Raw genomic sequence first — 22,563 nt, forward strand, 5'->3', positions numbered from 1 at the left:
TCAATTATATAACCTAAAAGTTAAATAATCAACTTAAATGTTGACATAAAGAGAGGGTCTGTTTATTATATTAACTGTAAGGTGATGAAGTTAATTTTATAATTACGTAATCGGAGGGAATATAAGCTATGGCACAACCTGCACTGCGGACGGAATATCCCCGGCCTCAATTCGTCAGAACAGACTGGCAGCATTTAAACGGAACATGGGAGTTTGAATTTGATGATCAGCGGATTGGCGACGCAGGAAAATGGGGCAGCGGCAATCAGGCCTTCACCCGTCAGATTCAAGTCCCGTTTACCTATCAGAGCCGGTTAAGCGGAATCGGTGAAACCGGCTTCCACGATCTGGTGTGGTACAGGCGCAGCTTCACAATTCCGGCGGAATGGGCCGGCAAGCGGGTGATCCTGCACTTCGGCGCAGTGGATTATCAGGCCACCGTTTGGGTAAACGGACAGCAGGTAGCCTATCACGAAGGCGGCCATACGCCGTTCCAGGCGGATATTACCCCGGCGCTGCAGGATGGGGACAATACAGTGGTGGTGCGGGCGGAGGACTTCAGCAAGGATGTGACTCTGCCGCGGGGGAAGCAATACTGGAAGGAGGATTCCGCCTCCATCTTCTATACCCGGACCACCGGAATCTGGCAGACCGTATGGCTGGAGCCCGTATCGGAGCTTCATATCAAGAAGCTGAAGTTCAAGCCGGATATTGACCGCAATGAGATCCAAATCCGCACCTTTTTGAATCAGGCTCCCGTTGGCTCCAAGGCGGAGGTTCGCGTCGACATCCGCTTCAAGGATGAATATCAGGCGGTAACCACCTTCTCTGTGAACCATGCGGAGGAAAGCCGTACCATCGGTCTCCATGATTTTAACGATCACGGGCTGGGACGCTGGTGGTCTCCGGAGCGCCCGAATCTGTACGAGGTGACGGTTACGCTGCTGGTGGACGGGGTGGAGGCCGACAAGGCGGAAAGCTACTTCGGTATGCGCAAGATTGCAGTGGAAGCCGGCAGGCTGATGCTGAACAACCGTTTTTATTTTATGCGGCTGGTGCTGGATCAGGGTTATTTCCCGGAGGGGATTCTGACCGCGCCCAGCGACGAGGCTTTGAAGCGGGACATTGAGCTGGCCAAGCAAATGGGCTTTAACGGCGCCCGCAAGCACCAGAAGATTGAAGATCCCCGCTACCTGTACTGGGCGGATCGGCTGGGGTACCTGGTCTGGGGCGAGATGGCCAATGCGTACGCCTATTCGGAGGAATATGTGCACAAGGTGACGGCGGAATGGCAGGAGGCGGTGGAGCGGGATTACAACCATCCGGCGCTGGTGGTGTGGGTTCCCCTGAATGAAAGCTGGGGCGTGCCCAACATCCTCATTGACAAGCGGCAGCAGCGCCATGCCATGGCCATGTACTACCTGACCAAATCCCTGGATGACACCCGGCTCGTCATCTCCAACGACGGCTGGGAGCAGATGACCACGGACCTGCTCACCATCCATGATTACGAATGGAGACGGGAGACGCTGACGGAGCGCTACAGCACCATGGAGGGGATTCTTGGCTTCAAGCCCAGCCGCAAGGAGCTGCTGGTAGGCGGTACCGCTTATGCGGGGCAGCCGGTGCTGGTGACCGAGTTCGGCGGCATTGCTTACAAGAAAAGCGAGTGGGAGGGCTGGGGCTATTCCGGCGCGGACAACGACGAGGATTTCCTCGCCAAGCTGGCGGCTGTGGTGGAGCCGCTGCTGCAATCGCCTCATGCCCAGGGCTTTTGCTACACGCAGTTGACCGATGTGGAGCAGGAAATCAACGGCTTATTGACTTATGACCGGGTTCCCAAGGTTCCGGTGGAGCAAATCAAGGAGATTGTTGGCGGGAGAAGGAAGTAGGCAATAAACCAGCAGCCAAAAAAGCCGTAAGCCGGGTGTAAATCCGGTTTACGGCTTTTTTATGGCTCTACGCCAAAATCAGTGCTTGACGCCACGGACTGAGGGCTGTTAGACCATGCCATGGTCTGACGCTAACGGCAGTGGGAGCTCTTATTTCTGCAAAAACACCGTTTTAGAAAATCTAACGGCGGCAACAGCCGCTATTGGGACCGATTGCTCCGCTGCAAGCCCTTTTTTAGCCCAATAAGGGCTCCTGCTTCCGTTAGATTTGGCAGCCCCCCGTTTTGGAGCAAATAGAGGCTCTCACCGCCGTTAGGAATCGGGGCATGTTCTGCGCTAAACTGCTTATGAACAGACAAATAGGCAGAGGCGCGGTCAAGCACTGATTTGTGGTTAGAGCCTTTTTTATTATTGAATAGTTCAAATTTATGGCGTGAATGGGAACCGGTCTGCGTATTGACTTGGCGTCATACCGGTTATCTCCTTGAATACCCGTCCAAAGTAGGTCTGACTGGAAAAGCCGGTTTGCTCGGCCACAGCCTGTATGGAGCAGCGGTGCAGCCGGAGCAGGTGTGTTGCTTCATGGACCCGCAGGATGTGGAGGTATTCAACCAGGGTCTTGCCCGTAGTTTTTTTGAAGAGGAAACAAAAATAGGTAGGGGTAAGACAGCACATGCGGGAGGCCTCCTCCACCGTAATCGGCTCCCGGAAGTGGCTGCCCAGATGAACAAGCAGCTGCTCGATGCCTTTGTCGGAATGACCGTTCTGCTTGGGCTTGGGCATTTGCTCCGCCAATTGAAGGGCCTGACCCAAAGCGGAGAACAGCTCCCCCTTGACCCTCAGCTCAAACGCCGTACCCTTGCGGGGAAAGTCCTGGAGAACGCGCTCCAGGCAGCTTCGGATTGCGCCGCTTATCTGCGTTTCCTTCCCATAAAAGGCCGGAAGGCGGATTTCTTCCGCCAGAAGCGGACGGATGTATCGGGCCTCTGCAGAATCCTGCCCGCCCCTTAGAATAGCCTCGTTATATACGATGGCAAACAACTCACTGCCCTGGTCAGCCGGATAAGCGGCGTGAATCCGGTTCCGGTTGACCCAAACGACTTCTCCCGCACAGCATTCCTTGGACTGGGCGCCTACCTGAACCTGAAAGCTGCCTTTGGTCACCAGAATCCATTCCATATGCTCATGCCAATGCGGCGGTATCATAAGCATGTCCGGAAAACGGATATGGAACACATTTACCGGAAACGTAAGGTCCGGTATTTCCGTATGCTCTTTTTTCCATGAATAGAGGCTGTCATCCAACGGGTGAATGGTGTATTCCTCCCCATCAAAAACGTAATATCGTATGAGAATACCGTAATCCTCCGGATCGTTCCGCCGTCTTCTCCCGGCTATAATGGAGGCATACATTCATTTTAACGCTAATGGAGGTCTGCTGCCATGTTTCGGTTGGAGAAGGGAAGATTAGTGCGGGAATATGACCATGAGAAGGTGTGGATTGAGCCTTGGGGGCGGGATGCCTTGCGGGTCCGCGCATCGTATTTAGAGATAACGGATGACGAATGGGCATTGCTTCCCGTTACAGAGAAGAAGGCCGAAATCCTGATGGATGAACACAAGGCTACTATTATCAACGGCAAAATAAAGGCGGAAATCACAAAGGAAGGCCAAATTTGCTTCTATAATCAGCATGGCAAACGGTTGCTTCAAGAAACGCGGCATACCTACCAGTTGAAGTACGGGGGACGGGAGTTTAAGGCATATCCCGGCGGCAGCGATTATTCCCTCAAGCTGCGTTTGGAGGCCGACCCGGACGAAAAGCTGTTTGGGATGGGGCAATACCAGCATGCTTTCCTTAATCTGAAGGGATGCTCCTTGGAGTTGACCCACCGGAACAGTCAAATCAGCGTGCCCTTTGTTCTCTCCAGCGCCGGCTACGGCTTTCTCTGGCATAATCCGGCCGTGGGGCAGGTTCATTTCAGCCTGAATGTTACGGAGTGGAGCGCCCCCTCCACCAAGCAGCTGGACTACTGGATTACGGCCGGGGACACTCCCGCGGAAATCGAAGAATCCTACGCACTTGCCACGGGCAAGGCTCCCATGATGCCGGATTACGGGCTGGGCTTCTGGCAGTGCAAGCTCCGTTACCGCACCCAGGAGGAGCTGTTGACCGTTGCGCGGGAGTATAAGCGCCGCCAACTGCCCATCGACGTGATTGTCATCGATTTCTTTCACTGGACCAATCAGGGGGATTGGCAGTTCGATCCGGAATATTGGCCGGACCCGGAGGGAATGGTGCAGGAGCTGCAGAAGCTGGGTATTGAGCTGATGGTTTCCGTATGGCCCACGGTGCAGACAGAGAGCGGGAATTACCGGGAGATGCTGGAGAAGGGCTACCTGCTGCGTTCCGACCGGGGAGTGCGCACCCAGTTCCAGTTTCTCGGGCAGAATGCGATTTTTGACGCAACCAATCCGGAGGCCCGTCAATTTCTGTGGGGGCTGATCAAACGGAATTATTATGACAAGGGCATCCGGGTGTTTTGGCTGGATGAGGCGGAGCCGGAGCTAAGCGTGTACGACCATGATATTTACCGCTACCATATGGGCTCAAGCCAACAGATCGGCAATATCTATCCGGTGAAATACAGCCAGACCTTTTATGAGGGAATGGCTTCCGAGGGGCAAGCCCATATCATCAACCTGGTGCGTTGCGCCTGGGCAGGAAGCCAGCGTTACGGCGCGCTGGTCTGGTCCGGGGATATTCATTCCAGCTTCGACACATTGGCCATTCAGGTAAAGGCCAGTTTGAACATGGCCATTGCCGGCATCCCCTGGTGGACGACGGACATCGGTGGCTTTCACGGCGGCAATCCGGAGGACTCTTCCTTCCGGGAGTGTGTTGTGCGCTGGTTCCAGTATGGGGCCTTCTGTCCGGTGTTCCGGCTTCATGGAGACCGTCAGCCTTTTATTCCGCCCACCGGCGCCAAAGGCGGAGGTGTTTGCGGCAGCGGTTCCGATAACGAGGTGTGGAGCTACGGGGAAGAGGCCTATGGGATTATGAAAACGTATATGCTGATCCGGGAGCGGCTGCGGCCGTATATTGCGGGCCTTATGCAGGAAGCCCACGAGAGAGGCACTCCGCCCATGCGTCCGTTATTCTACGATTTCCCCCAGGACAGGCTGGCGTGGGAGACAGAGGACCAATATATGTTTGGCCCGGAGCTTCTGGTTGCTCCGGTCGTGGTGGAGGGACAGCGGAGCCGCGGGGTTTATTTGCCTGCGGGGGCCCAATGGACCCATGCCTTCAGCGGGGAAACATGGGAAGGCGGACAACGGATCACTGTGGATGCGCCTCTGGAGCAAATTCCGCTGTTTTTGCGGGATGGGGCCGGCGCGCGGCTGCCTATAGCTTTCGCGGCCCAGGAATAGGGAGTTAGCGGAAAACGGCTTCCGTTATCCGCTCCTGAATAGGCAGCGGCGCGAAATAACGGAAAATGCGTTCCCTTATTTATGTCCCGAAGCCTTCAAAATGACCTCAATCCATTGGAATGTGGATTCCGGGGTTATTTTCTTTTATATGGAAAATTAAGCTTTCTTTAAGGTTCTGATGGTATATTGAAATTCATCTTAACCGGAGCAACCAGGAAAGGAGTGCTATGAAGGCGAAACGTTTTCTTTTATCCAGTGTGGTATTCATTGTCGTGTTGGCCGCGGGGAGGTTTCTGCTGCTTCAGGAGAGCCAACTGCTTCATGTAAACGGGAATCTGCTTTTGGCAGTGGGCTCGGATCTGCTCTTTGGGCTTTTCATTATTGCCTTGGTGTATGTAACGAAGAAAGTGAACAGGGCGCTTCCTTATGTGCTGACATTGCCTCTTGCGCTGCTTTATTTGGCCAATATGGAATATATCTACGCCATGGGCGATGTGATTAATCTGCGGGATCTGTTCCAGGCCGCGGATGCCCAATTTGTGCAGGGAACCTTGTCCCATATCAGCTTTCCCGTATACAGCGTGCTGCTTCCGGCAAGTCTCATCTTCCTGATTGTGTCGGTGGACCGGCGCAAAATCGTATTCCGCTCGTACAGAGCGACGCTCAAGCAGCTTATTTTGTATGGAGTTGTTTTGCTGACGGTGGAAACGGGCTTCATTTTTCTGATGGGGAACAATTGGGAGAAGGTCAGCTTTAGCCAAGCCTCCCTCCATAATGGCATGATCGATTTATTTTACCGGGAGGAGATTGTATTCTCCGAGTTTCCCAGCGATATCGACAATCAAGTATACGGGGTTTCGCAGATCAAGGATGGGGCTTCTCTGCTGCCTCCGGAAGCGGATCAACCCCAAAATATCTTAGTAGTTGCCATGGAAGGAATACCGGGGGCGTATCTGGAGGCGAACCAGCAGTTTTTTGACGCAGACCATAAAATTCGGCTGGAAAGTCTGGAGCGGATCAGAGACCATACGCTGGTGGTGCCCAATTTTCTGACGCATAACAACCAGACCATCCGCGGGCTGTATTCTCTCTTGAGCGGGGGGTATCCCAAGCTGGACGCTTCCACCCCCGATGCTTACGAATACCTTCAGAATCCGCAAAGCGTGAGCATGCTTCCCCAGGAATTGAAGGCGAGAGGCTATCAAACGGCGTTCATTCAAGCGGCGCCGCTGGATTATATGTCCAAGGACCAGTTTATGAGCACGGCCGGCTTCGATACGATTATCGGCTCGGAGGGGTTCCAATCGTCCATCCCCTTCGGCTGGGGCATTGATGACGGGGCCTTCTTCGATCAGATTCCCGCTTATTTGGAGAAGCTCGATCAGGGCGAAAGCCCGTGGTTTGCCACTTTGCTTACGGTGGGAACCCATCATCCCTACGCTATTCCGGCGGAACTGGAGGCCGCGTACCCGGACCGGAAAGAAGCCGCGGTTCGTTACCTGGACGAATCCCTGTCCCGGTTCATTGACTATCTGCAAACCTCGGATATGGGCAAAAATACGCTGGTTATTTTCACCTCTGACGAATCCCATGGCGTTGCCGGCCAGCCGTACGGTTCAAACTGGGGGTTATGTCTGGTTTATTCCCCCTCCATCTCCGGGGAGATTGTCAATGAAGGCACATATGGACTCAAGGATTTGAAGGGCTCCATTCTGGATTATGTGGATCAGGAGAAGGATTCGGATGGTTTGGGCCGAAGCATCTTCCGGGCTTACCAGGGAGAGGAGCCGATCCTGTTCGCCAGCCATTACAGCGGGGATGTTTTCTACACGGCTGCCAAGGGAGAAGTTTTTCAACTGGACAACCGTAACCGGCTGTATGCCATCCATTCCGCCAACGGCCAGCTGTTTGCTAAGGATTATACCCGTACCCGGGTCTCGGACAGCAACATGAAGCTGAGTCTGACCATGTACAAACAATATCTGAACCAATCCCTGATTGATCCTTACCAAGAGCTGGTGATTATTAGCGACAAGCAGTTTGAAGCAGGGTGGGGGGAATATTTCTCCATTACCGGCGGACAATATCTCACGCTCCCGGCCCGGTCGTATGTAACCATTACCATGGATTACGAATGGATGAATCCCGCTGAAGGGGAGGAGCTCACCTTGTATCTGGACGCGGAGCAGAATCCCGAACGGCTGGGCAAAAAAACGCTGGATACCTCCATGGCCGGCCCGGGAAAGCTGGTGTACACGTTCTATAATGAAGAGGAGTGGGCCTCCTATAATTTCACCCTAAGAGCCAGCATGTTTGCCAATACGGGCAAATTGAAGGTCAACCGGTTGTCCATTGATTTTCCCATGGAAAAACCGGCGCAGCTTGAGGATGCTTCCGAATTTGAGATGTATAGCCAGAGTGCCTAGCCATCGGTTGGCTGCTGCTGGAATCATGAAGGGCCGTTTATTCCTTGATGGAGTAAGCGGCTTTTTTTGTTATATGCAAAAAATGGATATCCCTTTATACTGAAGGGAGATTTGGAATATCCCGCGGCTTGTTCTGCAAGTACACCCCAGGGAACCTATGTATTCAGGGAGAGTGACAGACTTGTTTACAACAAACATTTATTTGGTAAGGCATGCCCAATCCGATCACCGTGTTAGGGAAGATGAGCTCCGGCCTTTGACCGCCAAAGGAATGGTAGACGCCCAAAAGGTCACAACCGTATTAAAAAGTATGAAAATAGATAAAGTTCTTTCAAGCCCGTACCCAAGGACGGTAGATACGGTAAAACATCTCGCCGATAGCATTGGACAACCCGTTGAAGCAATAGAGGATTTTCGTGAACAACATGTAGGCGGATGGGTGGATGATTTCAAGGATTTCAGCAGAAAACAATGGGAAAACTTTGATTTTAAGCTGGAGGGCGGGGAGTCATTGCGGGAGGTGCAGGAGCGAAATATTGCCGCCCTTCTGCATGTGAGGGAAAAATACAAGGGAATGAATTTGGTAATCGGAACCCATGGCACAGCACTAAGCACCATGATCAATTATTATGATCCGACCTTCGACTTCCACAGCTTCTGGACCATCATTGACCGTATGCCGTATATCATTCACTTGCAGTTCCAGAATGAGCCTCTTGTTAAAATCGAGGAAATAGAATGGATGGAAGAGCAAGCTTGAAGAGATAACGGAGAGCGAAGAATCTATAAAAACTAGATTTTTTGAGTTGGAATCTTTACCGACTGACATTTTGCCAACCCATCAAGAGATTATTAATGAGATTAAACGTTCATCTGCTTCGTGAAGACTTTTCAGAGATGCTCTTTCCAGAACCCAAGGATGATATTCGAAAAGGAACAGAAAGACCCATTAAGTGGCATATTCAAACACTAGCCGCGGCGCTGCCTCGGTTTTAATGGAGGAAATATGAATAATCGTTATTTTTGGGATTTAATCGAAAAAGCTAAATACGAGGAGAACCCGGTTGAATGGCTTGTCCATTCCTTGAGTAACCACTCCGCCACGGATGTAATTCACTATGAGTTGCATTTTCTACAAGCATACGAATCGTCTTATACTTCCGGACTCTGGGGAGCGGCTTACATCATCCTGGGCGGATGTTCTGACGACTCATTCGACTACTTTCGGGCGTGGTTAATCTCGCAAGGTGAAAATATCTATAAAGAAACAATTCAAAACCCGGAAATCTTAGCCAAGCTAATCCCCAAAGCTTATGAAGAAGAAGGACGAGCTTTACCATTCGTTTTTAGAAGCCCTGGAGCAATTTGGATATAAACCAAACCGACAAGATATAGAATTTGATTGGGAGGATGAAAATGATTTGAAAAGGCTATATCCGAAGTTGTGGAAACGGTTTGGGGATAATCCATTAGGATAGTAACGAGAGGATTGAGAACCAGAAATGGCCTATATAAAGCCGGTAATTTGTGATCCTTATTACGATTGTCCCGTTTGGATAGAGAATGAAATAACCAGAAACGAAAACACTTTTTTATCCCAGAATAGCAGTACGCATGATGTTGAATTATTTTTGTTGCATTTATTCGGATTCGGCCGCATCGCCCCAGGGAAATCTTTTACTGAATCATTTGAAGAATTATTAAGCAAAGATGAGGTAGCGATTAGCGGAGGTATTGCATTTTTTAAAGATGAAACCACGCTAATTGGGCCAAGTTGTTGCTGCGGTCTTGAGCAATGGAGAGAGGTTGAAGCCTCAATTTTGAATAAAAAAAGTCCATGGTTAGGGCATGATCCATTCCCATCAATCACATATGAAGATGATCGTATTCTGGTTTGGCCGGATGATCCATCTAAAGTAAAGGATGAGACGTTTAGTATTCCATTCACATATGAAGAAATGTTGGACGGACTTGGGTGTGTTCAGCAAGATCTAATCGACTTTATTGAAGGACCATTAATGAGATGGATCATGCAGAGGGACGAAAAGCTAGCATTGCAGATGAAACAGAAAATGTTTCATTGGTTCATCATGAAAAAATGATTTGGAAGGGGCCTCAAATTTGAACTCTGCAGATGCTATCGAAAGATTAAAGCGTCACAACATATTAATCGAAAACGGTTTATCACAGCAAGAAATTAAAGTAATCGATAACCATTAGGAAGCAGTCATGAAAAATGGAGCTGAAGGCAGTGAAGTGGATTGCCGGTTTGGATAATTCTTGTTCTGGTTCTAACATGTCGGGCATGTTCTTACAGCGAAAAGGCTTTGTTGAGAGTTTAATTGTTTCAATGATTTATACTTGTTTTGGAATACCGGCATTTTGGATCATTGATCACTTTAATTTTTCAAGGGTAGCAGGATATTTTTTTATTGGTGGATTAATCATTATCTTTTCTGGCTCTACGCCAAAATCAGTGTTTGACGCCACGGACTGATGGCTGTTAGACCATGCCATGGTCTGATGCTAACGGCAGTGGGAGCTCTTATTTCTGCAAAAACACCGTTTTAGAAAATCTAACGGCGGCAACAGCCGCTATTGGGACCGATTGCTCCGCTGCAAGCCCTTTTTTAGCCCAATAAGGGCTCCTGCTTCCGTTAGATTTGGCAGCCCCCCGTTTTGGAGCAAATAGAGGCTCTCACCGCCGTTAGAAATCGGGGTATGTTCTGCGCTAAACTGCTTATGAACAGACAAATAGGCAGAGGCGCGGTCAAGCACTGATTTATGGTTAGAGCCTCTTTTCTATCGTGGATTTTCTAGTGGAAAAACGTTGCAAAAAATCTGGCAGGTAACTGGGAAGTTGGACCAGTCCGTCATCCACGGATGAGAGAGTTTGTTTGGAGGGAATCCATGTATTTTCATCATAAAAAGGCGATCCTGTATTCCACAATAGCCGTGTTAGTTTTTCTGATTTTGATTCAATTATTTACTGGGTTTGTTCTCAAGATAGTTGTTTTTTCCTTGGTTTTTTTATTGGGTGTAGTTATTTATCAGCTTGGGTATTATGGGATACTTGAGGAAAACATCCTCTTCCAATATATATTTTTCAGAGAAGTTTGCAGGATTGAAATCAGGAAGATCGAGTGTATTGAAGCCATTACAACGAAGAAATTCGGGGAGGTATATATTCAAATTGGCAAGGGATTTTCTGAGGACACATACAGATTTATATTGAAGGACAGCTCGACCTTCACTTCCTTATCCTCGTGCAGAAACAAACAAGGCCTCCCCCTTGGGAGATATCTGCAAAAACATTATAAAATAAAGCTTATCGAAAAGGAAAAGGTGAAATTCTTTAACGTTTAGCGTGAAATTGTAAACGACAACGAGCCCGACCAATATGAAATTGTATCAGGGAACATGAAAATTACGGAGCGGTATGAAACACATACATATTTTATTCGAGAGTATGTTCTGGGCAACCCTAATGAAGTCAGTGTCACTTCCATTGTACAAGAATAGGCTGGCGGAATATTTCCTAATTCTAAGGAGGCTGTGTTGGTATGAGTGAAGGGAATCTGAATGTTCAAGCTGTGTTTGTGGATCGGGACGGGACAATTGGAGGCACGGGGCATTTTATACATCCCAGAGACTTTGTCCTGTTTCCTATGGCGCAAGAAGCCATTCATCTGCTAAAATCCAACGGGATTCGGGTTTTTGCTTTCACGAATCAGTACCGGATTTCCCGGGGGCAAGCGACCGTTCAGGAGTTTGAAGATCAGTTTACACATTTTGGTTTTGACGAATCCTACATATGTCCCCACGAAGAAGAATGCAATTGCAGGAAGCCAAAGCCGGGAATGCTGCTTGAGGCTGCCAGGCAACACAGCTTGGACCTGAGGAAATGTGTGGTGATCGGCGATGTAGGCGATACCGATATGCTGGCCGCTCATGCAGTCGGCGCAATCAAAATTCTGGTCCGAACCGGCTGGGGCGAGGGCTCCTTAACAACCTTCCGGGAGAAATGGTCGGAAACCGAGCCTGATTATATCGCAGCAGATATTTTGGAGGCAGTCCACTGGATTTTGGGCAAAAAGGCTGTCAACGGCCACTCTTAATCAAGCGCCCGTATATTTTATATACCAATCGGGGGACGATTGGTTTATAGTTACTAATAGATTCGGGGCGTTTGTCGCTGCCGCGGCTCTTCAGCTTCTACGACATCAGGAGGGATTTTTCTTGGATGCTTTTACTCGAATTGGGATTGATGCAGGGGGAACCTTAATCAAGATTGCCTACATAGAGCATGGAAAATTGGAGCTGATGAAGTTCCCTACCAAACAAATGGCCCATGCGGTGGCCTGGTTAAAGCAGCATTTTCCCCAAGCGGAATATTGCGTTACCGGAGGCAAAAGCGAGGTGCTCCAGAAGCGGCTGGAGCAGCCCGTGAAGCAAATCGTTGAATTTGAAGCAACCTGCAAAGGGGTGCTTCAATTGCTGCAGGACATTGAAGACCGGCCATCGGAATTTGTCCTGACCAATGTGGGAACCGGCACCTCCATACATATTGTCAAACAAGACGAACACTTTAGGATCGGCGGCACCGGAGTGGGAGGCGGAACCATGCTTGGTTTATCCAAGCTTCTTGCAGGCACCGGGGAGTTCGGCGAGATTGTGCAATTTGCGCCCGAGGGATTGCGGGAGAAAGTGGACTTAAAGGTCAGCCATATCTATGAAGGCGCAGAGCCGCCTATTCCCGGCGATTTGACGGCCAGCAATTTCGGCCATATTCCCCATAATCCGGAGGAGCTCCAACCCTCCGACCTGCTGGCCTCTGTAATCGGGCTGGTTGGGGAAACGGTCACAACGGTGAGCGTTCATGCTGCCATGCAGTATGGAATTTCTTCCATCGTCTATATCGGGTCATCCTTCATCGGGAATGAGCTGTTGAAGAAGGTGGTGGAGGATTACACCATCTTGCGGGGGGCAACCCCCTTCCTGCTAAACAATGGGGAGTACAGCGGCGCAATCGGCGCGCTGTTATCATTGGCGTAGAACATAAACCAAACCGCCGGAAATCGGATGGTTTGGTTTTTTAATTCGGTTTCCTTGGTTGGTGCTACAGAAAAGGATTTGTAGATGTTCCGGCGAATCCCTCTGTATATGGGAAAGCGCTTACTTCAATAAATCCTCAAGGAAAGAGGGGCGGACGGTTGTGTATAGAATCATCCTGTTAGACGACGAGGAAATCATTCGGGAAGGTCTGGTCGATTTCATTCCATGGAGCGAGCTGGGCTTTGACTTGGTCGCAACGTTCGAGGATGGAAAGGATGCCATTGCCTATTTGGATCATAATTCGGTTGACGTTATCCTGTCCGACATCATGATGGCAGAAGTTAGCGGGCTTGAGCTTGCGGAATACGTCTGCCAGCACCATCCCCGCACGAAAATGGCGATCCTCAGCGGATATAAGGAATTTGAATTCGCGCAGCAAGCCATCCAATGCAACGTCAAGCATTATTTGTTGAAGCCGATGGAATTAGATGAACTGAGGCGCGTCCTTCACCAGTTGAAGCAGGAGCTGGATGAGGAACACGAAGCGATGGAGGAAAAACGCCGTTCCCATGAACTGCTTCCCTTGCTGCAAGAGCAGTTCTTCTCCGATCTGCTTATGGGAGCACTCTGGAACTCCGAGGAGATGCTGCGGAGAAGTAAGTTGATACAGCTGCCGTATGCTGAAGCAGGAGGCTGTTGTGTCATAGAACTGGAGCTCGAAGCTGAAGAGTGGTCTGACAACGGCTGGGAGTCGTTCGTTGCCGGATTGCGCAAATGGGTGCTTGGAGCCAGGATGGAGCATTCCCGGATGTACCCGGTTTTGAATAGCTATATGGGCTATAAGATCGTAGGTGTCTTCGCCCCCGGAAGCGACATGAAGGAGCTGCTGCCGGCAGTTCAAGCTCAACTGGAAAAGATCAGGAAATCAGCGGCTGCGATCTTTAATGTGAGGCTCCGCGCCGTGGGCCAATCCGTCTATGGAGACCTTGCCGAGCTGGCACGCTCCAGTTCTCGGCTGCGTTCTTATCGGGAGTCCGTTAAGCCAATCACGGAGCTTGCCGAACCGGAAGAAATCCGAAGCTTGGGCCGTCACACGCTTGAGGAGGTTGGGAGGGAGACGGTTCCCCATAAGAGTGTGTCTTCGATGGCGCTGGTCGAAAAAGCTCAACAGTTTATGAGCGGGCAATACCATCTTGATCTGTCCCTCGAACAAGTTGCGGATCAAGTGTTCTTGCATCCCGTTTACTTTAGCCGTCTGTTTAAGCAATGTACGGGCATGAATTTCTCGGATTATTTGATGCGACTGCGGATAGAACGGGCCATGGAGCTGCTTCGGGAGGGAAATTTGAAGGTCTACGAGGCAGGCCAACGGGTCGGATATGGGAACGCCAAATATTTTAACCGCGTATTCAAGCAGGTCACCGGCATGACGCCGCGAGACTACGTGAGACAGGAAGCCCTCTTGGGGAAGGATCGCCTATGAACAAACGCAGACTGTTATATTTTATCCGGAACTACCGGTTTCAGAGTTTGTTTATCCGAAATTTAGGGTTGATTTTTTTGCTGACGGTTCTCCCCTTTGCCGGCACCGCTATTGTCGTCTTCCAGCAGATGAATGAGATCGTGCAGGAAGAGATCAGCGCGGCCAACTTAAGCTCCCTGCATCGGGTGCGGGACGTGGTTGACACGTCGATCGAACAGACTGATCTGATGGCGACCAAGCTGAGCCTGCTTCCAGGTACGGAGCGGCTGATCTATTCGTCGGAGCCCGAAGAGACGTTCCGCAATGTATACAATTCCATCCTGGTGCATCTCTCCATGATGACAAGCATCTATGATTATATCGATTCCATCTATCTTTATTCGGAGCGCAACGGATATGTTGTCACCGGACAAACCGGATTGCCGGTTTCACAGCTAAAGGATCAAACCTGGCTTCCCCATCTCGCCCTGCGACAGAACAACAACCCATTCGTCATCCCCCGAAAGTTCGAGGACAAATACCCATTCTATATCACATTGGTCAGACCCATGTATATTTACGACGAAGAGCGCAAAGGCGCCGTTCTCGTCAATATCGACATGGAGGAATTCGCCAAGACGATCATGCGCAAGCGGGATGACAAGGAAGGCAGATTCTTCATCGTGGATGGCAGCGGGACGATACTGTTAAGCGATTACCCGAGTGACTTCATGGAGCCTTATCATACAAGGCTGCTGTTGCGGAATGTGGAACTGACCGAAGGAAGCCGCCCGCTCCGCGTTGACGGACAGGAGTACATCATGTCCGCCGCCCGCTCGCATATGTTTGACTGGGTGTATATTTCGATGCTTCCGATTCAGCATTACCGCGAAAAGACGGAGGATTTGCACCGCTTCATGATCGCCTTCGGACTTGCCGGCATCGTGGTCATTCTGGCCGTTACGTTCGTCTTGTCCGTCCGGACGTTTGCGCCGGTGCGAATGATCATGTCGGCCTTCGATGACCCGCAGAGCAAGCTCCCGGAGGAGCAGAATCATGCTGAAATACGTTATATACTCGGACATATTTCCAAATATTTATTTACCAAGAAGGAGCTTGAAAATGAATTGGAACGCCGTATCGATTTGTTGAATCAGGCGCGTTCCGTGGCACTGCAATCGCAAATCAATCCGCATTTTCTGTTCAATACGCTGGACACGGTGAAATGGATGGCCATTCGGCTGACCAAGGGGGACAACGAGGTATCCCGTATGGTGTCCTTGCTGTCCGAGTTGATGCGCCTGAGCATGAGCGGAGACGGCCATTTGGTACCGCTGCGGCAGGAAACCGAGCATGCCGGCAAGTATCTCGACATCCTCCGCCATCGGTACCGTGATAAAATACAGGTGCATTGGAACTTGCCCGAACCGCTGCTTGAATGCAAGGTCGTTCAGTTGACGCTGCAGCCGCTGATCGAAAATGCGGTGCGGCACGGCATGAAGCCAAAGCGGCATACCGGCAATATCTGGATCGAGGCGAAGAGCATCGGCTCGAATCTGATCATTGAAGTGCGGGACGATGGTGCAGGCATTCCCCCCGATGTCGTAGAGCGCTTGAACCGCGACCTCCATGAGGAAGCTACCTTGACAGGGCAGCATATCGGCCTTCGTAATGTAAACCACCGCATTCGGCTCATCTTCGGCAGCAACTATGGTGTGACGATTGCAAGCGACGGGCAAACAGGGACGACGGTGACCATCTGGCTGCCGATGGCGTTGTAGGGCCTGCGGCCAAAAAGTTAAAATAAGTTTCCATTCTTCATATCGTGCCCCTCTTCTTTCACAACAAGTTGCAACAAGGGGGGGAATGTTGAAATTGTAGGACTGAAATCGCTTTCAGACCGGGTTATAATACGGATGAAACCGATTAAGAGAGGGGATAACCAACATTGATGAACAGATGGGGATGGAAATCCGGGGTTGGGTTATGTCTGGTGGTTGCTTTGCTTCTGACTGGTTGCGCAGGTGAATCGTCGCAGGGAATTTCCAATTCTGCTGCGCCGGTAAATTCGGGACAACCGGCAAAAGACGATGCGCCGAAGCTGGAGCCGGCCACCTTGAAGTGGCTTCTGCCGGGAGACAAAATGAAAGACTCGGCATTGGTGTGGAAGGAGTTTAACAAGCAGCTGCAAGCCTATTTGCCGAATACAACAGTGGAATTCGAGTATGTTCCTTCTTCGGAGTATAAGGAGAAGTGGCAATTGATTGCCGCATCGGGCGAACAGGTGGATATTGCCTGGACGGGATGGCTGGTCTCATTCACCGAGGAAGTGAATAAAGGCGCATACTTGGCGCTGGACGATCTGATTGGGAAATACGGAAAAGATATCCTGGGGGAGGTGCCCGAGTACGTTCTCGATCTTGGCAAGGTGGGCGGCCGGACATACTCCGTGCCAAGTTATAAGGACATGGTCGATCTGAAAATCGGCATGAGAACCCATAAAGAGCTTGCGGAAAAGTACTGGGATTATGAGAAGGCGGAGAAAGTATTTTTCTCGCGGGAAGACCGCGTGCTTCGAGAGGAAGATTACGACATCCTCGAAGGGTATATGGCCAGGCTGAAGGAAGCCGGTGAATTGCGCAAAGGGATCAGCGATGTGAATTTATACTCCATGGTTTTAGGCATTAATCTTGGAGGACAATTCTCCGTATTGCATGAAGATGAAACATATACGGTAAACATACGGCAGGAAACTCCGGGTGCGAAGCTGTATTTTGACAAGATGGCGGATTGGTTTGCCAAAGGGTATGTCCGCGAGGATGTGCTCAGCAATAAGAACAGACGGCAGGACGAAGGCAGGGTAGATGGCTACACGCTATGGTTCCAGACCAACTTCAAAGGGCAGTCCGAGAAGGAAACCGCAGTGGCGGGCTTCCCTATCGAAGTGATTCCCGTGGAGAAGGATTGGCGGATCAGCACGTTGAACGCGAGCTCGGCTACGGTTATCCCGAGAACGGCGAAGCATCCGGAGCGGGCGATGATGCTGATCAACCTGATGAACACGGAGCGGGGCAAGGACCTGATGAATTTGCTCGTTCATGGAATCGAAGGTGTCCATTATAACAAAATTGGGGAGAACCGTATTGAACTGTTGAGGGGAGGGGACGGGGCTGTCAATTACCGCCTTGACCGGTTTATCCCGGGGAACATGCTGATTACGTACGACACGACTTCGGATCTCGAAGGCTTCAGCAGCTACATCAAGAATGAAGTCAACGGCACCGCCATCGTTCATCCGCTCGTCGGCATGAAGGTGGACACCGGCAAGATCAGCACGGAGCTCGCTCAGGTCAACGCGATCTACTCGGAATACAGCGGACTGGCACTCGGCGCGTTGCCGAATCACGAGGTGCTCTATAAGGAAATGATCAACAAGATGTATGCGTCCGGGGCGGAGAAAGTGAAGCGGGAGCTGCAACGGCAAGTGGATGAATATTTGAAATCCAAGGGCATTGCCGTTCCGGCCCGATAAACGGATAGAGCCTTCCAAGAAGATAGCCGGTGAGAGCCGGCTGTCTCTTTATCGGGGAGGAACGATCAGAAGGAGAGAATCACATGCAAAGACACGAAACGACGACGGCTCGAATTCCAGCCTCCGGCGTGCGCCGGTGGACAAACCGGGGCAAGCATATCGCCAGGGATAACAGGCTGCTGTTCCTGCTCGCTTTGCCGGCGCTCCTCTATTTTTTCATTTTTAACTATCTCCCCATGTTTGGCGTCATTCTGGCCTTCAAGGATTATAAATACCATCTTGGCATTCTGGGGAGCGAGTGGATTGGTCTAAAGAATTTCGAATTTTTCATGACTTCCCTTGACGCATGGAGAATTACACGAAATACGGTTGGCTACAGCGTTCTCTTTATTATTGTTGGAACCACGGCGCAGCTCTTGATCTCCCTCTTGTTGTTTGAAATTCGCAACCGCTTTGCGATGAAGTATTATCAGACGACAATGATTTTTCCTACATTCGTATCCTGGGTGCTTGTCGGATATATTAGTTATTCGCTGTTCAATCCGAGTCTGGGGATATTGAATCAAGTCATTACCTTCTTTGGAATGGAGAAAATCAATTGGTATGCGAGCCCCGGGGTATGGCCGTTCATTCTGACGTTCGCGAACCTGTGGAAGGGGGTCGGACTGGGGAGTGTCATCTACTATGCCGCTTTAATGGGCGTTGACCAGGAAATGTACGAGGCTGCCAAGATCGACGGCGCCAATCGTTGGCAGCAGATGCTGCGTATCTCTTTGCCTGCCCTCACTCCCATCATCACCATTTTGACCATCCTGGCCATCGGCGATATTTTGGGCGGGGATTTCGGGTTGTTCTATCAAATCCCGCGGGATGTCGGCATGCTGTACTCGACGACAGATATTGTCGAAACGTACGTATTCCGTGGACTTCGGAACGGAAACATCGGGATGACAGCTGCGGTTGGATTGCTTCAGTCAGCCGTCGGGCTCGTTCTTATTATCTCAGCCAACACGCTGGTGCGAATGATCAACAAAGAGAATGCGTTGTTCTAAGGAGGCCACTCGCTTGCAATCCAATAAAGCGGTCATTGCGTTTCATATCTTCTTTATTTTGTTTTCCCTGCTGTTCGTGCTCCCGTTCCTGTTGATCATCGCGATTTCCCTGTCCAACGAGGAAGACATTATGAGGCTCGGCTACCGCTTGATCCCGGAGCACTTTGACTTTACCGCTTACCGCATCGTGTTTGAAAATCCGGATCAAATTTTAAACTCTTATATGATTACCGGGGCACAGGCGTTCCTCGGCACATTTCTGAGCGTGCTGGTGATGTCCATGTGCGCGTATCCTTTATCACGGACAGCGTTCCGGTGGAGATCGCCGATTTCGTTTTACATTTTTTTTACGATGTTGTTCAGCGGCGGCTTGATTCCTTCCTACATCTTGATCACGCAATATTTGCATATGGGCAATACGTTCTGGGTGTATGTCATACCCGGGCTGGCGAGCGCCTTTCATATCATTATTTTCCGGACGTTCTTCCAAGGCCTGCCTTATGAAATCGTCGAATCCGCCAAGATGGACGGCGCGAATGAGTTTCGCATTTATTGGCAGCTCATCCTGCCGCTGTCAAAGCCGGTGCTCGCTACATTGTCCTTGCTCGGCGTATTGGGCCGGTGGAACGAATGGTTTCGGGCGCTGGTATATATCCGGGACGAGGAGCTGTATACGCTTCAGTATTTGCTGCAGCGTATCTTGATGCAAGCGGAATTCATTGAACAGATGGCGGATGTCATGCCGGCGGGATACGGGGAAAACTTCAAGATTCCAACGGAAACAGTTCGCTTCGCCATGGCGATTGTGGCGGCGGGACCGCTGCTGTTCGTCTTTCCCTTCTTCCAGAAATACTTTGTAAAAGGGCTGACGATCGGCAGTGTGAAAGGATAAGTTTCATTCCATGATGAAATGGAGGAGAATGATTTGCTGAAGAAGGTTTCCATGTTGGTGGCCGCAGCGATGCTTGCCGGTGTATGCCTCATTGGGCAAGGAATGGTAAAACCGTACGTCTCGTATGCGTCAGGAGGAAAAATCGCGCTGACAACGGCCATGGTGGTGAACGAGGGCGGGAACGGCGACGCCGGAATGCTCGTCGATGAGCAGACGGCGGCTGGTGATCCGAAGAACGGCGCCGGAGGCAATCCGACCACGAAGTGGTTCCCCGGCTGGAATTCCAGCTCTTACCCGGCAAGCGCCTATATTGACCTGGGACAGCCGTATGACATTACGGATATTTATCTGTATGACGCCAACGGCATCAATAACTTCATTGTCGAAGCCGGCAGTCCGGACGTTTGGACGCATCTGTTCACCGATGAGCTGAAGCAATACAATAGCTGGAAGGCTCATCCCGTGTCGGTGCAGACACGGTATATCCGGGTGACGATGACAGGCGCCACCGCGAATGTGGCCGAGATCGTGCTGTATGGCAACCCGGCCGGTGGAGCGGGAGATACCATAGCGCCGGCGGATATCGCGGACCTGTCCGCCGTGCCGCTGACAGCCGGCTCTGTTGCGCTGAGCTGGACGGCGCCGGGCGATGACGGGACGTCCGGGACCGCTGATGCGTACGACGTCCGCTACAGTACCTCGGCGATTACGTCTGCCAACTGGACGTTGGCGCTGCAGGCCGTTGGAGAACCGGCTCCGCAGGCAGCGGGTAGCGCGGAGAGCTTCGCCGTGACGGGCCTGCTTCCCAACACGACATATTATTTCGCTGTAAAGACGAAGGACGAAGCAGGGAACGAATCGGGCTTGTCCAACGTGGTGTCCGCCTCGACGGCATCCAGCCCGGTTTCCGCCAAGCTCAGTCTGGCGGGCGCCACGATTATCGACATGATCGGCACAGGCAGCGCCTCAGCGCTGTTCGACGAGCAGTCGGCGGCGGGCGATCCGCGGGCCGGTTCGGGCGGCAGTCCGGCAACGCCATGGGCTCCAGGTTATACCAGCTGGTTCTATCCCGCCGATGCGGTTATCGATCTCGGTGTCGGCCATGTCATTACGGATATCTACTTGTACGATGCGAACAACTCCGGCAGCTTCAAGGTCGAGAGCTGGGAGAACGGCCAATGGACCGAGCTGTTCACCGATAACATGGGGAGCTATAATGCTTGGAAGCGGCATACCGTCAATACGCAAACCCGGTATTTGCGGGTTACTATGATCACCGCAGGCGCAATCGCGAAGGAAATGGTCGTTTATGGATACGCACTTGGCACGCCGATTGTGCCGAATCCGGTGCCGCATGTGCCAACGGTAACGATGGATAAGCTGATCGGCATCAACGCATTCGTTGACGACCCGTTGGACAAAATGCAGGTCGCCGGTACGGTTCGGGAGTACCACAACTGGATCTGGGACGCGGGCGGCGGTCCGGCTTATCCCGATACAGATCACAAGTTTAATCCGAGTTATGCGGGCGGCGGATGGAACTTCGACGCTTACTACGACACGCTGAACGACGCGGAGATCGACGTTTTTCCCGCTCTGAAGGAGAACGTGTATTGGATCAGCAATGGAGCATTTCATAGAGAGGGCAAGCCGGTGTTCGCGGGCGAAGATCCTGAGGACCCGCTCTCCTACGCAGAACGTGGGGACTATATGTATCAATTCGCGGCCCGATATGGCAGCACGGGGGTGCCGGCCTCCAATCTTAAGTTAGCTTCCGGCCAGCAGCCGCTGACGGGACTTGGGCTTATCGAATATTTCGAGAACTGGAATGAGCAGGACAAGACGTGGGAAGGAAGAAGCGGGTACTTCAAGCCCTTCGAATACGCTGCGATGGCGAGCGCTTCGTACGATGGCCATATGGGCGCGCTCAGCGGCACGCACGGACTGAAGAATGCTGATCCCAACGCCAAGATGGTGATGGGCGGTCTTGCCGGCATTGATCTCGATTATATCCGGGGCATTAAGCTCTGGTCCGATCTGAACCGCGGCGGGGATGTGCCGTTTGACGTCATCAATGTGCACACATATGCGCGGGGCAGCAACGGCGGTATCAGTCCTGAGCAGTTCAATTTGAAGGGAAGGCTCGCGGAGCTTGTCGATTACCGGAACCGGTATATGCCGGGCAAGGAGGTATGGCTCTCCGAATTCGGCTATGATACGAATCCCGGCTCTCCGCAGCGCGCTCCAGCGATTGGATCATTCTCTGCCGAAGAGGTGCAGGGTCAGTGGCTGGTCCGCTCCTTCCTTGAGATCGCCGCGGCCGGCGTTGACCGCGCGACGATGTACATGCTGCGCGACGTTGACGGCGAATTGGCAACGCAATATTCATCCTCCGGCCTGGTCACGAAATACGGTGAATGGACGCCAAAGACGTCGTGGTATTACGTCTATACGCTAAAAAATGCGCTCTCCGGCATGACGTTCCTCGGCGAGCAAGCGTCTGGCAACGCCAACGTAAAGGTGTATAAATTCAAGAATGCTGCAGGCGGCGGCGCGTATGTTGTATGGGCGCCAACCAGCAGCCAGACCACCGTGAACAACTATGAGCTGACACTGCAGGGCAGGCCGGGGAATGCAACGAAGATCGAGATGGCGGACGGGGATACGGACGGCGTCTCCTCGGCGCTGACCATCTCCGGCGGCAAGGTAAGCGTGAACGTCAGCGAACGGCCGATCTTTATCCAAGTCGATTCGATTCAATAAAGAGCCAGCGCAATCGGCGCCTGTTGTCATTGGCGTAGAACATAAACCAAACTGCCG

The 22,563-nt window shown here is 51.4% G+C and carries 17 protein-coding genes; 16 read left to right on the plus strand and 1 reads right to left on the minus strand.

All coding sequences use genetic code 11. The features are described 5' to 3' along the window. Positions 1–128 precede the first annotated feature (128 nt). Complete coding sequence (locus DQG13_RS02570) at positions 129–1,892, plus strand: glycoside hydrolase family 2 protein (RefSeq protein WP_113017954.1); 1,764 nt, start codon at positions 129–131, stop codon at positions 1,890–1,892. 426 nt (positions 1,893–2,318) lie between these two features. On the opposite strand, the gene DQG13_RS02575 is transcribed toward DQG13_RS02570, so the two are convergent. Then, a complete protein-coding gene (locus DQG13_RS02575; protein WP_113017956.1) occupies positions 2,319–3,305 on the minus strand; it encodes a helix-turn-helix domain-containing protein in 987 nt (328 codons plus the stop codon). A 30-nt stretch (positions 3,306–3,335) separates the two neighbouring features. Between DQG13_RS02575 and DQG13_RS02580 the strand changes: the two genes are divergently transcribed. The 15 genes from DQG13_RS02580 (at position 3,336) to DQG13_RS02650 (ending at position 22,506) form a co-directional block, all read left to right on the plus strand. Next, the gene (locus DQG13_RS02580) at positions 3,336–5,324 is read left to right on the plus strand and encodes a glycoside hydrolase family 31 protein (protein WP_113017958.1); all 1,989 of its coding nucleotides are present in this window, start codon (positions 3,336–3,338) and stop codon (positions 5,322–5,324) included. Between the two features lie 227 nt (positions 5,325–5,551). Next, on the plus strand, positions 5,552–7,750 hold the full coding sequence (locus DQG13_RS02585) for an LTA synthase family protein (RefSeq protein ID WP_113017960.1): 2,199 nt from the start codon (positions 5,552–5,554) through the stop codon (positions 7,748–7,750). A 181-nt stretch (positions 7,751–7,931) separates the two neighbouring features. Next, positions 7,932–8,510, plus strand: coding sequence for a histidine phosphatase family protein (locus DQG13_RS02590; protein ID WP_220094319.1), 579 nt, complete (start codon positions 7,932–7,934; stop codon positions 8,508–8,510). Positions 8,511–8,756: 246 nt separating this feature from the next. Continuing rightward, a complete protein-coding gene (locus DQG13_RS02595) occupies positions 8,757–9,125 on the plus strand; it encodes a DUF4240 domain-containing protein (RefSeq protein ID WP_258525418.1) in 369 nt (122 codons plus the stop codon). A gap of 127 nt (positions 9,126–9,252) precedes the next feature. Beyond that, positions 9,253–9,852 carry a hypothetical protein gene (locus DQG13_RS02600; RefSeq protein WP_113017964.1) on the plus strand — a complete coding sequence of 200 codons (600 nt, stop codon included), beginning with the start codon at positions 9,253–9,255 and terminating at the stop codon, positions 9,850–9,852. Positions 9,853–9,986: 134 nt separating this feature from the next. After that, complete coding sequence (locus DQG13_RS02605) at positions 9,987–10,247, plus strand: hypothetical protein (protein ID WP_113017966.1); 261 nt, start codon at positions 9,987–9,989, stop codon at positions 10,245–10,247. Positions 10,248–10,660: 413 nt separating this feature from the next. After that, a complete protein-coding gene (locus tag DQG13_RS02610) occupies positions 10,661–11,116 on the plus strand; it encodes a hypothetical protein (RefSeq protein ID WP_113017968.1) in 456 nt (151 codons plus the stop codon). 197 nt (positions 11,117–11,313) lie between these two features. Further along, a complete protein-coding gene (locus tag DQG13_RS02615) occupies positions 11,314–11,868 on the plus strand; it encodes an HAD-IIIA family hydrolase (protein ID WP_113017970.1) in 555 nt (184 codons plus the stop codon). 121 nt (positions 11,869–11,989) lie between these two features. Next, the gene (coaW, locus tag DQG13_RS02620; protein WP_113017972.1) at positions 11,990–12,805 is read left to right on the plus strand and encodes a type II pantothenate kinase; all 816 of its coding nucleotides are present in this window, start codon (positions 11,990–11,992) and stop codon (positions 12,803–12,805) included. Between the two features lie 160 nt (positions 12,806–12,965). Beyond that, positions 12,966–14,288, plus strand: a complete 1,323-nt coding sequence (locus tag DQG13_RS02625; protein WP_146767088.1) for a response regulator transcription factor — start codon at positions 12,966–12,968, stop codon at positions 14,286–14,288. After that, positions 14,285–16,048, plus strand: a complete 1,764-nt coding sequence (locus tag DQG13_RS02630) for a sensor histidine kinase (protein ID WP_113017976.1) — start codon at positions 14,285–14,287, stop codon at positions 16,046–16,048. Before DQG13_RS02625 ends, DQG13_RS02630 begins: the two co-directional genes overlap by 4 nt. Before the next feature lie 170 nt (positions 16,049–16,218). Then, positions 16,219–17,799 (plus strand): ABC transporter substrate-binding protein, encoded by a 1,581-nt coding sequence (locus DQG13_RS02635; RefSeq protein WP_113017977.1) that lies wholly within the window; start codon positions 16,219–16,221, stop codon positions 17,797–17,799. An 83-nt stretch (positions 17,800–17,882) separates the two neighbouring features. Further along, complete coding sequence (locus DQG13_RS02640; RefSeq protein ID WP_113017979.1) at positions 17,883–18,851, plus strand: ABC transporter permease; 969 nt, start codon at positions 17,883–17,885, stop codon at positions 18,849–18,851. 13 nt (positions 18,852–18,864) lie between these two features. Continuing rightward, complete coding sequence (locus DQG13_RS02645; protein WP_258525419.1) at positions 18,865–19,743, plus strand: carbohydrate ABC transporter permease; 879 nt, start codon at positions 18,865–18,867, stop codon at positions 19,741–19,743. Between the two features lie 102 nt (positions 19,744–19,845). Further along, positions 19,846–22,506, plus strand: a complete 2,661-nt coding sequence (locus tag DQG13_RS02650; protein WP_181592530.1) for a discoidin domain-containing protein — start codon at positions 19,846–19,848, stop codon at positions 22,504–22,506. The last annotated feature ends 57 nt before the right edge of the window (positions 22,507–22,563 follow it).

The sequence above is a fragment of the Paenibacillus sp. YN15 genome (assembly GCF_003285005.1).
Taxonomy (GTDB): domain Bacteria; phylum Bacillota; class Bacilli; order Paenibacillales; family NBRC-103111; genus Paenibacillus_AR.